The sequence below is a fragment of the Chryseobacterium sp. CS3K3.1 genome (genome assembly GCF_059515165.1).
The window spans coordinates 16,387-29,133 of the sequence record NZ_JCAKRV010000015.1 but is presented as its reverse complement, the minus strand read 5'-3'; the positions used below and the strand labels follow the sequence as shown (position 1 = coordinate 29,133).

Here is a 12,747-nt window from a genome sequence, read left to right as displayed (position 1 = left end):
TTTAAATTTTTATAGTTTTCCATTTTCCATTTTTAAAAATCATGAGGAATAGCACAGCCAAAACTATTTCCGAAGAAACGATAGCGGTAAATATTCCTCTCAGTTCCCACTGAAATCTTACTCCTAAGAGATAAGCCAGCGGAAGCTGAATCACATAAAACATCACGAGGTACAGCAAAGTAACCTGCAGAATGTTTCCGGCCGCATTCAGAGCACGGCTGATTACCATGGTGAATCCTAACAGCAGATACGCCATAGAGACCACATGGATGTATTGAACCGCATATCTGGCGACTTCCGGTTCTGTTGTGAAAAATTTCACCACATATTCCGCAGCAATCTGCCAGAATAGGGCTACGAGTACCAGATATGTCATGTTGATCGTTCCGGCTCTCCATACTGTTTTTTCAGCACGTTCCGGCTCTCCGGCACCCAGATTCTGTCCTGTAAGCACTCCTGCTGCGTTTCCTATTCCCCAGGCAGGCATCGTAGCTACCGAAGCAATACGCTGGGCAATAATATATCCTGCAAGCGCAGTGGTTCCGAAAGTGGAGATGATCTTCACCATAATCAGCCAGCTGGATGTTGGGATGATATACTGAACCAATCCTCCAAAGGCGAGTTTCAGAATCTTCTGCAGCAATGGAATATCAAGTTGTAAAGGAACTCTGATACTGATGCTGGTTTTTCCTGTGGCAAATACAAAAGCCTGGTATAAAACCCCTAAAAGCCTTGATAAAACTGTAGCATACGCCAATCCCATCAATCCAAAAGCAGGTATAAATCCTAATCCGAAAACAAGGATTACTGCAAAAATGATATTGGAAATATGGCAGATCCAAAGTGATTTCATGGCAATATCGGCATCACCAGCCCCTCTGAAAAGTCCATTCACAGAAAGACGGAGAATCACCAGCCCGATACTCAGGAAGACCAGTCTCGAGAAAGAAACACCTTCGGTTACCGTACTGGCATTGATTCCCAGAAAATCAACAATTTCTGATGCGAAAAAGCAGGAAACCCCACCAATAAGCACTGCAAAAAACAGGGCCAGCAAGATGATATATTGAGCTGTTCTGCCCATTCCTTCTTTATCTTTTTCACCTGCTCTTCTTGCGGTAAGGGTTGCTGCTGCAATTCCCAAACCTACTGCGATGGCATAGGCGAAGTTGATGTAGTTATCAGTAATTCCCACAAGCCCAAGAACCTTGTCGCCTAATTTTGCGATAATCAATAGATTGACACTCACAAAAACAGATTCCATGACAAGTTCCATCACCATGGGAATGGCAAGACTAAAGATGGAACGGTTGATACTTCCGGAAGTCAGTTCAACTTTCTTTCCGGCTATGGCTCCATACGTAAAAACCGCTCCTTCTTTTAGTATATGCAGGAATTTCCTCATACTGCTGCTACTGAATTTTTATTGGCAATCTGATACAGCGGGTTAGGCAGTGCTCCGTCTTTTCTCGGAATGGCAAATGCCTTGTTTTCACTGTAACCGTTATTTTTCAGACGCAGACTGTTGATATAGAATCTTTTGAATACCGGTACGTACAGGTCATACTTTTCGTATCGTTCCTGAAGGTGGGTATTCTCAGCTTTATAATTTTCTACACAGTTGTGAACTAGTTCCCAGAATGTTTCTTCATTAAAGTTGGAGTACGTGTGTAATGCATTCGACAGATATCTGAAGAAAGCGTCAAAAACTCCAAGTAAAATAAATAATGGAATGTTTTCTTTGTTGGAAGACTGGATCAAACCGTCCGCAAGGTGTGCAGGAAGTTTTTCTCTGGCTTCTGTGGTAAGTACAATATCATCCACAAAGTCTTTGATGACAATTCTCTTCGGAACTCCGTTCTTCAGAACCACCATAATGTTTTCTCCATGCGGCGTTACACATAATGAATGTGTGTAATAGATATGCAGCAAAGGTGTAAGATAGGCATCAAGATAGCTTTCAATCCATTCTTTGATACTTACACCTGCTTTTTCAGCAAATGCCTGAACCAATGGAACTCCACTTTCGTCTACATAAAGTAAAGAAGCCATGGTTACCATTTGCTCGTCTTCTTTCAGATAATTTTCAGCACTTTCTCTCCATAATGCGCCAAGGAATTCATTATATTGGTAAGGTACGCTCGCAATAGCTCCATATTGTGGATGCAGGTAGGTGATTGCAGCCTCTTCTCCTAAGAAAATAGTTTCTTTGTTCTCAAGGTAAGCGTCATCTTTAATCAAGCCTTTTACCCAGTCTGTAATGGCCGGAGCAATTTTCATCTGCTTGGGTGATAATCCTCTGATATTTCCCGTGCTCAGAATAGAAACAGCCGTTTTCAGGTATCTCTTTTCAGGATAATCTACGTTGAATAAAGTACGGATACTCTGCTGCGGACTGTACGTATCACTACCCTCTCCTAATTGAATTAAAAGTCCTGAAGCAATATCTCCCGCAAAATGTATCTGAAGCTTATGCTCCCACTGCCATGGATGTACAGGGATAAAATGATAATCTTCAACAACTTTTCTTTTGTCTAACAACTGCTGCTGAAAATCATTAAATAAATCCTCTCCTATTTCAGAACGATAAAACTGCTCTCTGTCAATATGTTCCAGAGACTGGAATGAAGATCTGCTTTTATGAGAAGCCAGCCAGATTACTTTTAAATTTTCATCGGCTTCAGGGGCAAATGTTTTAAGATCTCTTGGAGAAAAACCTAATCGACTTTTGTTCACAATTACCCATGGATGTCCCGTCATATTGTGCTCTACAGTTTGATAATCCGCATCCGCAAGTTCTTTTGAAGACATTACTCCTCTTGATAAGATTAAAGCATCACAATACAAAGTATGCAGTAACTCTTCCGTGTATCTTGCAATGGTATAAGGATCTAAATCAAAAACAGACTGCATTTCCAGGAAGAAAGCCGCTACATCTACAGAAGACAAATCTTCACCGTTTTCTGTTTTTGCAATGCTGTTTTTATCGATGTGCCAGTAATCCATCATTCTTTCTTGTCCGCGGAAGCTGTATGAAATATTTTCAAATCCTGTTTCGAGCTTGAAAACTGTATATCCGTCCTGATCTTCAAAGGTTACCACAGGTTTCAGAAGCTCTTCGTGCATCAGTTCTGCGATGGTTTTGGCCATTAGGTTTCTGTTGGCCTGATTCCAGTTTTCCTGGCTTATTGTATTTTTTAAGTTGGTGTTCATTTTTTGATTAAATTTTGGCAGTTGGTAAATCAGCATATTTTTCTACATCGAAATCCTGGAAAGCAATTTTCTTTTCAATTTTATAATGCTCTCTTCCCAGAATATCATTGATGATGTAGGAATTACGGTACGCAGCCATTCCAAGATCTGTAGAAATGTAGCTGTGGGTATGAACTTCAGCGTGAAGCACATAGATTTCGCCTCCGTTGTGGTCTATTGAATAATTTCTGTTGACATCAAACAATCCGCTGGAATCTCTTTTGATTCTATCCTGAATATTTTGTAAGAATGCAGGTTCATGATAGCGGTATCCGGTTCCAAGAATCAGATAATCGGCTTCCTGGTCATAAGGTACTTCCTGTTCCAGCTGGGTAAATTCAAGATTGATGAAATCCGGATTGCTGTTGTCTACTCTATTCAACTGGCTGTTAGGGATAATTTTAAGATTAGGATCAGCATTATCAATATTCAGATCATAAATAAAATCATAGATATCATTGATCAGATCGTAATTGATTCCTTTAAACTGAGCCTGCTGTTTGCTTAAAATGGTTTTCCTTGCAGATTCACTTCTGTTGTAGAAATAGTCTACATAATCAGGTGAAGTAAGCTCCAGTGTCAGTTTAGAATATTCCATAGGGAAAAATCTGTCCGGACGGGAATACCATCCCAGTTGTGTTTCTTCATTTCTGTTTTGAAGCAGATCATAAAAAACTTCTGCTGAACTCTGGCCAGAACCGATAATCGCAATTTTTTTACCCTGAGATAAAAGCTCTTCTTTTCTGTACAGATAAGAACTGGTATGAATAACACGGGAATCATCTTTCGGAATGAAAGAAGGAATATGAGGCTGTGTTCCTGTTCCTAAAATCAGTCTTTCCGTTTTGAAAACCGTAGTTTCTTTGGTTTTGGTGTGAATCGTAGTCACATGATATAAACCTTCTTCATAAGTAATATCCACTACCTGAGTAGAAAAACGGCATTGCGGAAGCTGTTCGATGACCCATTGGCAGTAACGGTTATATTCTTTTCTCGGAATGAAAAAATCTTCTCTGATAAAGAATTTATACAGTCTTCCGGTTTCTTTCAGATAGTTCAAAAGGCTCAAGGGATTTGTTGGATCGGCCATGGATACGCAGTCACATAAAAATGGAGTCTGCAGGGTTACATGGTCAATCATCAGTCCCGGATGCCAGTCGAAACCATCTCTCTGGTCCAGGAAAAGGGTTTTCAGTTCCGGAATCGGATTGGATAATGCGGCAAGTCCCAGATTAAAAGGGCCAATCCCTATGCCTATTACATTGTATATGGCTTCGTTAGTCATTTTTTGTGATGTTTGTGGTGATTTGTACCTCTTTATTTAGTGGGAATTTTTCCCAGTACCATTCTCTGTAACAGAAGTTCAGATTGGCTTTTTTATGAGGCATTTCTATTACTTTATCTACTTTGAAGCCTACATGAGCTTTATTCATCATAGACGCAAGAGAGTCTACAGATCCTTCTCCTACCATTTTTCCTACCTGTGGCTGTGCAAAAACATAGTCAACCATAGACTGCGTGGATGGAGATACAAATTTCTTTTTAGGATCTGTAGGTGCAATGAACTGGTGCGTTCCGTAATCGGTAGGCAATACTTCGTAGTAATCGCCTACAATATCTCTGCAGGCCCAATACACCTCTATATTGCATGAAGGTTCATCGTTTCCTGCGATGATATAGCTGTGGGCTTCATCACTTGGAAGCATCAGTCTGTAGTACGTTTCCAGCTCATCAATAGGCCAGTTCATCTGCCAGATTTTTACGGCATGTTCACGGTTGAACCATTCGTGAAGCATTTCAAGGTCGTTTTCAAGATCTATAGGACGCATACTCATGGTTACATCCTCTTTCTGGAAATACCTTTTAAAGAAAACTTCTGTTCCCTGCGGATTGATCAGCTGATCCGAGAAGAAGTGCTTGTGAAGAAGGTTCGGAACTTTAGCATAAGAAATTGAAGAAGCATTCACGCCTCCGTCTACATCAGCAACCGCAGAATGAAGATTTGATTTTACGGCCCAATATCTTTGATTCAAAGCATAATCCGTTAATGAGGAAGGTTCAGTTTCATGAAGATTTTCAAATTCCCTGTACAGAATATGGATTAGTCTTCTTTCTTTAACCAGACCTGTTTTACCTATTGAAGCAATAAGTGCGCTCAGGTTACTTACCAGAAGATGGTGAGAAATAATATCCAGAAGACGCTCATCCCTGATGAAAAGGTCTTCCACTTCAGGATAATCTTTGATCAGAGATTCATATTGTCCTTTAAAGCTTTCTTTGATTAAATAACCTTGTCCGTCTCTCACATAAATAGATTGAGGAAGCAATTGATTATCCAATTGTACAAGCAGATTCTGCTGATGAACTTCAGGAGCCATCCCTAATTGATTGTACAATCTGTTCAAAGGGGAAAGCAATAGGTTTACATACTTTTCAAACCAGATTATAGTTGCTTTTTCTGCATCTACACCCAATTGATTCGCAACATTCTTAAAGAAATGCGCTGTAAAATTGAAACCATCTGTAGATTCATCCTGACAAAGCCTTGCCAATAGAATCACTTTATCTTCATTTGAAAAAGGATTTTCACGGAGCAGAATATTCAGGCTGTCCATATTCTTCCCTTCATAATGAACGCTTAATGTGGAAGGCTCCAGCAATAGTTTAAAATTCGGAAAGTCATTTTCAAATGAGGCTTTTTGATGCTGCCACCAGATTGCGGAAGCATAACCTCTGTTGAGATCTTTTAAGCTGTTTGTTCTCACAGAGCCTGTCATTAAAACATGCAGAGAGAATTTCAACATCCAGCTGAAGTCCGGATTGTATACCGTTCTTATGGAAGATGTTGCATAAAAATCCTCACCTAATGGTCCGATGTGAATGATTTTCCCGGAACCCAGCATTTCAGGGTATTCTGCTGTTGATAAAAGATATTGTGCCTCCCATGGATGGCATGGAACGATGTAAAAGTCATTGATGTTTTCAAAATCGTAGCTTTCTGGCAGTGAAATCCATTTTTCAAAGATTTCTTTGGCCGAGATTCCCGGAAGAGATTTTTCTGTAATGCAGTCTTTATGAATCAGAAAATAATCCAGCTGAAATCCTTTTCCGAATTCTGGGCCGTATAAAAGCTGTTCTTCCTCAGAGAATCCCATTCTTGATTTGGTGAAAGGATGCAGATTGTGGCCTGCAGGAAGCATTTGCTCAGATTCAAGGAAAGAATAGGTCAACAGCTGATCATCCTGAAGACAGGCTTCCGTTGTCTGTTCCAGATTTCTTAAGCTGCTTTGAATTCTTTCCACAAAGTTTCTGAAACCCGTTTCGTTGGTAGACTCAGAAAGTTCTTTGTAAACCAGTTCAGTAAGCTTTTGATCATTCACTTCAAAAACTTTTTGATTTTGATGATCTACCGCCCATAAAACAGGTCCGTATTCATGAAAAAGAGTTTCTGAACGATAGGAAACCGGAGCAAATAAAAACAGTCCGCTTTTCTTCATTTCAAACCTCATAAACAATGAATAATCACTGTTCTGAAGAGCTTTTGCCGTTAGAAGATCATATTTCGGAACGCCTTGGTAGAATTTTCCGTTTCCCAGTTCTCTCAGCATTCCGTTCAACAGAATCCTGAAAGTAATTTCCCTAGCTTTTTCTCCTGTTCTATTTTTCTGAATTAAAGTCTTTTCCATGGTTTTTGATTGTGGTGAGAATTTGATGAATGTCTTCCGTAGTCGTAATCGGATTCAGGAACGTAAACTTCAGATAGAAGTTGCCATCCACTTTTGTACTGGCTACAAGGATTTCTCCGCTGTAGAACAGTTTCATCTTGATGTACTGATTCAAGGCATTCAGATCACTGATTTCCGGATCTACATATCTGAAAACAAGAACACTTAAGTCGGAATCTGAAAGAAGTTCAAAATCAGCATCTTCAGAGATCATCGCTGCAGCATCTTTGGTAAGATCGATCACGGTGTCTGTATATTCTGACAACTGTTCTTTACCCATCATCCTTATAGTAAACCAAAGTTTTAACGCATCAAATCTTCTTGTACTCTGGGTAATGGATTTATTGATCTGTGCCGGAATTTCCTCCTCGTCCATTTCCTTCGGATTCAGATAATCGGCGTGGTGTTTAAGGATCAACAGTTCTTTTTTATTTTTAACAATGAAAGCACTGCTGCTGATCGGCTGGAAGAATGATTTGTGGTAATCAATCGTTACAGAATCTGCTCTTTCAATACCATTGATCAGGTCACGGTATTTCTCGCTTAATAATAAAGCACAACCGTAAGCGGCATCTACATGCATCCAGATGTTATAGTGTTCTGCAATATTGGCGATATCATCCAGTGGATCGATATTTCCAAAGTCTGTGGTTCCTGCGGTAGCCACAATACCGATAGGAATATTTCCCAGTTGCTCTTCCCTCTTAATGTATTTCTTTAAAAGAGAAATATCCATACGGAAACGTTCATCGGTCGGAACTTTAACAATACTTTTCTCACCCAGTCCCATAATGGACGCATTTTTCAGATTGCTGAAATGAGATTTATCGGAAACAAATATCCTGAAACGGCTTGCCTCCACTGGCAGACCATCCATTTTAATATTGTGGTTATATCTTTTCTGAGAAAAACAGTCACGCATCATGACCAATCCCATCAAATTACTCTGTGAGCCTCCTGCGGTGAAAACACCATCGCTTTCATTCGTATTATATCCGATCTGACTCGCAGTCCAGTCGATCAGTTTTCTTTCCATAAAGGTTCCTCCCGCACTCTGATCATAAGTATCCTGCGAAGAATTGATGGCGCTTACAAGGATTTCTCCTGCCAATGCAGGAATTACTACAGGACAGTTAAGGTGAGCTACATATTGTGGTAAGTGAAAAGCGGTGGCATGCTTTACATAAATATCATCTACTTCAGCAAGCAGCTCATTATAGTTGGATAGTTTTTGATTAAGATCAATCTGTTGTACCATTCCTTTCATTGTTCTGGCTTCGATACCACTGAAAGGCTTGTTGTTTCTGTGAAGAAATTCCTGAACCAGGTCTAAAGTACTGTTGACAGCATTACGATAATGATCATAATTGTCAGGATGAAAAATATTCCCAAAATTCCCCGAAATGTGAGGTGAAGTGGTGCTTGCGAGCGCTTCTAGGGATATTAAATTGTTGTTCATAAAAGTTTTGTAATGTGATTTTTTAAATCTGTAAGTTGTTGTGGTTTTTTCGATATATGGTTATATATATCTGATAGTCAGGTTTTTAAATTTTGCATTTTTTATTATATTTTATTTGGTGATTACGTAATTATTACTAAATTTGACTCTGCTATTGTTATTTAGAATAATTAAAAACAAAGATAAAAATTATTACTTAACACCAAATTTTTTTTAATGAATTCTACAGAAATTTTAGATAAAGACTGTTTAACAGCTGTAAAACTGCTTCCTACGGTCATAGAAGTCACCTCTCAGGAAAGAAGAATGATAAAAGATGCGGCTTTGCATCTTCAGAAAAAGTATGACACTTATGAAAACCGTGATTTTATAAAACATGTCCATCAGCTGGCGTCTTATTTTTTACCAGAGAGAATCTTAAATATAGCGGCTGATTTTGCGAGTGACTTTTCAAAAAATCAATATGGTGCACTGATCTTTACCGGACTCATGGATATCGATCAGGAGAATATAGGTTCTACTCCTCCCAACTGGCAGGCAGCCGATTATTCAAAATTTAATTTATATGGCTTTGCATGTGCCCTTATCCATGGTGCACTTCCATCAAAACCGGTACAATATTATTCGCAGCGTAAAGGCGGCGGACTGATCCATGCCATCATTCCTGATGAAAAAATGAAGGAAACGCAAACCGGATCAGGATCTTCTACAGATTTATACGTCCATACGGAAGACGCTTTTCTGAAACATCAGGCTGATTTTTTAAGCTTTATGTATGTGAGAAATGAAGAGCAGGTCCCTTCAACGTTATATTCCATCCGTTCTCATGAGTCTATCGGGGAAAAGTACAGAGCACTTTTTGATCCTATTTATAAAATTCCGAAAGATGCCAATCTGGAAACGGGAAACAGTGAAGAAGAAACCCTGGATTCTGTATTGTATGGCAATTACAGCCTTCCTTTCATGAGATTCGATGCTGCTGAACAGCTTTTCAATTCCAGCATCAGACAGTCGGAGGAGGCACAGAATACACTGCATGAGTTCTGGGAAGAAGCCAGACATTTGATTTATTCAGGATTCACGCCTCAGGCAGGAGATGTTATTCTGGTAAATAATCATTTATGTGCCCATGGAAGATCTGCCTTCCGTGCGGGAGTAAGAAATATTGATGGTGTAGAACAGCCATGTGAAAGAAGGATTATGCTTCGTATGATGAGTAAAGTAAGCCTTATTGATATGAGAGCACACACCCTTACAGAAGATCCGTTCTTTGTGATAGAGGAACATTTGGGTAAAAACTTTCAACACTTTTAATAGAATGCCTGGTTAGTTGGCATTTTTGAACATTCAATCAATAGTAAATCCTTTTTGGGCATGGCTCAAAAAGGATTTTTTCTGGTTAATCCTTGTCAAGGTTTTAAACCTTGACAAGGATATAGGGGTATTAAGTTTCGGCTAAAGCCAATATTACACTAACAATAAAAAACAAGCGGGCTTTAGCCCGCTTCTATTGATATAAAAACTAATCAATATTCAATAGGAACGGGCTTTAGCCCGTTTAATAATTAAATATAAATTCAAAATGGCTTTAGCCGAAACTTAAAAATGGGTTTATTGTTTAAAAAACCTGTCAAATAAAGACAATTGCTCAGACAATGATCTGCTCCAGTATTCCGGAACGTGCCCGCCTAAAGATTCTGTGTAGAGATGCTGGATCTTCATTTCAGTCAGCTTTTTATGAAAATTCCGGTTCATGGTGATCATTTGGGTATCTTCTGTACCACAGTCGAAAATATATTGCTGATCTGCTCCGGCCATCAGTTTTATTTTGCTGTCGGTAAGGAAACTGGGATTGATGGATTCGAGTGGTCCTAAAACCTTATTCACCATATATTTCTGATATCCTTCCCCGAACGAGTTGAAATCCAGTGCTCCACAAGAACTGCCTACGATACCAAATGTCTTATTATAAGTCACTCCGATATTGGTTGCTCCATAGCCTCCCATACTCCATCCCAGAATTCCGCGGAATTTTTTCTCAGCTTTCACAGGATAGTTTTTATCAATAAATTCTACCAGCTCTTTTCCAATAAAGGTCTGATACTGGGAATCCTTAACAATCGGGCTGTCTACATACCATGAACTGTAGTTTCCATCCGGAAGTACATAAATGGTTTTAAATTGCTGAGCCTTTTTAACCAGATCAGGAATATCCTGTTTGATAATCCTGTCCGGATTACCGCTAAAGCCGTGAAGAATATAGACAGACGGATACCTGGTATTAGGCTGTAAATTGGGAGTGATGATCACTGTTTTGATTTTTTTATTCATTTTCGGACTGAAAATTTCCTGATGAATAATTTTTTGTGCTGATAACTGTACAAATGCAGTCAGTACAAATACAATGTTGATAAGCTTCTTCATGCTGAAAAATTTTTAATTAATCATAATCACTGGTATCATATTTCTTTAAACATATTGTGTACCAATGCATCTTTGACAGAGCAAAATTGCAGTATAAAAAAAAGAAAAGCCTCAACCTATGTTGAAGCTTTTGTTAATTCTTTTAATAAAATTAGATCAGTCAATGATTAATATTTCCAAAGCATTAATCCTGCCTGATAGCCTGTTCCCAGTGTCCAGATAAGAATATAATCTCCTTTTTTCAATGATTTTACTTCTTTTTGATATTGGTCTAAAGCTAAAAATGGACTGGATGCTCCGGTATACCCAAGCTCTTTAGAGTAAAAAGGAATTTTTCCCTCCGGTAACTGAAAGTAATCACGGATCGTATTGATATTCTTGATAGAAAACTGTGAAAATAAAAACAAATCAATCTGCTCCAGACTTATCTGATTGCGCTTTAAGAACAGAGGGATATTTTCCAGTGCAAAATTGACACTTCCCATTCCGTCGAAAATACGATCCCAGGTTGCCAGATCGCCATGATGATGATCCGAACTTCCTTTAGGCGGATAAAGTACGGTATTACAAAAGCTGCTGTCTGTATGATATAATACATCTATTAACCCTGACGTGTCGTCTCCATCATTTTCTACGATGAAGGCAAAAGCAGAATCTGAAAAACCAAAAGCTGTCGTAGGATTATCAGGATCTAATATCCCCGAAAATTTTTCGGCACAAACTACCAAAGCTTTTGTTCCGGACCGCGTTCCTTTTAAATATTTTGATACCTGATCCAGCGCTATAAATGCTCCAATACAGTTGGCATTAATATCATAACATAAGGTATCCGGTTTTCCCTCTAATGCATGATGGATCTGGATGGCATCACAGGGAATATGATGTTCAGGAGAGCTGCTCACAAAAATAATAATATCTATATCGAGGATAGAAATATTACTTTTATTAAAAACTCCTTTTGCTGCTTCAATTCCCATAGAAAGTGTAGTTTCATAGGAATCCTGTGGAACAATAAAACGTTCTGCCCTGCCTAAGGCATTCTGGATTTTTTGCATTGAAATTTCCTGGTTTTCAAAGTATTCAATAACAGCTGTATTATTTTCTACAAAATCAGGATGATAGAAATACGTGTGGTGTAACTTCATATTTGGTTAATATTTTAATTATATCTCTTATTTGTGATATAATGTAAAGTTAACATAATAACAGAATATATCCCGGAAACATGAAATAAATCATTTTAAGGCTGATTATTAAAAATGGATGGTAATGTAATCAGTACTTATCTCCATTAATTTCCTTTTTGATCCGGCTAAGCTGTGTAGGTGTTATGCCCAGATAAGAAGCGATATGATGCTGTTTCAATCTGTTATAAAGAGATTCTTTGTCAAGCAATTGCAAGTATCTTTTTTTTGCTGTTTCATACTTCAGAGAGACTTCCAAAGGTTCTTTTTTCACCACCCAGTTTTTTTCCAGATAATACAGGTGAAAAAGAGCCAGATCATGGTGTTTTTCCAGCAGCTCACGGTAAGCTTTTGCGGGGTATTGTATTACTGAGCAGTCTTCCAGTGCAATAATATTGAAATCGCTGGGTTCGTTTTTAATAATGGCTGCTGTAGAAGCTACGAAGCTGTTTTCTTCAAAGAAAATTTTATATATATTATTTCCCTGTTCATCTACTGTGTAATATCCTATTATTCCCGACTTTAGAAAGTAATAATATCTCGCCATAGAACCGGATTCCAGCAGAAGATCATTTTTGCGGTAATATTCTTCTGTACAGATATCCAGTAAATCTTTAATCGTTTCCTCAGATAAAGGATAATACTGATTAATATGTTTTACAAATTCTGAATGCTTCATTCTGGTATTTGGAAAGTATAAAGG

9 protein-coding genes are annotated in these 12,747 nt (G+C 38.5%); 1 reads left to right on the top strand and 8 read right to left on the bottom strand.

Annotated elements, in window-relative coordinates:
- Window position 1: 1 nt before the first annotated feature.
- The 5 genes from AC5YGI_RS14790 to AC5YGI_RS14770 are packed head-to-tail and all read right to left on the bottom strand — an operon-like array spanning window position 2 to window position 8,436.
- Window positions 2-1,405, bottom strand: a complete 1,404-nt coding sequence (locus AC5YGI_RS14790) for an MATE family efflux transporter (RefSeq protein WP_430801573.1) — start codon at window positions 1,403-1,405, stop codon at window positions 2-4.
- The gene (locus AC5YGI_RS14785; protein WP_496168815.1) at window positions 1,402-3,213 is read right to left on the bottom strand and encodes an IucA/IucC family protein; all 1,812 of its coding nucleotides are present in this window, start codon (window positions 3,211-3,213) and stop codon (window positions 1,402-1,404) included. The genes AC5YGI_RS14790 and AC5YGI_RS14785 overlap by 4 nt, the downstream gene beginning before the upstream one ends.
- A gap of 7 nt (window positions 3,214-3,220) precedes the next feature.
- On the bottom strand, window positions 3,221-4,537 hold the full coding sequence (locus AC5YGI_RS14780) for a lysine N(6)-hydroxylase/L-ornithine N(5)-oxygenase family protein (protein ID WP_496168814.1): 1,317 nt from the start codon (window positions 4,535-4,537) through the stop codon (window positions 3,221-3,223).
- Entirely contained in the window at window positions 4,530-6,938 is a 2,409-nt protein-coding gene (locus tag AC5YGI_RS14775; RefSeq protein WP_496168812.1) for a GNAT family N-acetyltransferase, read from the bottom strand. Before AC5YGI_RS14775 ends, AC5YGI_RS14780 begins: the two co-directional genes overlap by 8 nt.
- Complete coding sequence (locus tag AC5YGI_RS14770) at window positions 6,910-8,436, bottom strand: pyridoxal phosphate-dependent decarboxylase family protein (protein ID WP_496168811.1); 1,527 nt, start codon at window positions 8,434-8,436, stop codon at window positions 6,910-6,912. The genes AC5YGI_RS14775 and AC5YGI_RS14770 overlap by 29 nt, the downstream gene beginning before the upstream one ends.
- A 216-nt stretch (window positions 8,437-8,652) precedes the next feature.
- On the opposite strand from AC5YGI_RS14770, the gene AC5YGI_RS14765 reads away from it, so the two are divergent.
- A complete protein-coding gene (locus AC5YGI_RS14765; protein ID WP_496168809.1) occupies window positions 8,653-9,750 on the top strand; it encodes a TauD/TfdA family dioxygenase in 1,098 nt (365 codons plus the stop codon).
- Window positions 9,751-10,047: 297 nt separating this feature from the next.
- Here AC5YGI_RS14765 and AC5YGI_RS14760 read toward each other — a convergent pair whose 3' ends face one another.
- The 3 genes from AC5YGI_RS14760 to AC5YGI_RS14750 form a co-directional block, all read right to left on the bottom strand.
- Window positions 10,048-10,860, bottom strand: coding sequence for an alpha/beta hydrolase (locus AC5YGI_RS14760; protein WP_454510565.1), 813 nt, complete (start codon window positions 10,858-10,860; stop codon window positions 10,048-10,050).
- Window positions 10,861-11,027: 167 nt separating this feature from the next.
- Entirely contained in the window at window positions 11,028-12,005 is a 978-nt protein-coding gene (locus tag AC5YGI_RS14755; RefSeq protein WP_330746391.1) for a 3-oxoacyl-ACP synthase III family protein, read from the bottom strand.
- Window positions 12,006-12,135: 130 nt separating this feature from the next.
- Window positions 12,136-12,723, bottom strand: a complete 588-nt coding sequence (locus AC5YGI_RS14750) for a Crp/Fnr family transcriptional regulator (RefSeq protein ID WP_330746390.1) — start codon at window positions 12,721-12,723, stop codon at window positions 12,136-12,138.
- Between the last annotated feature and the right edge of the window lie 24 nt (window positions 12,724-12,747).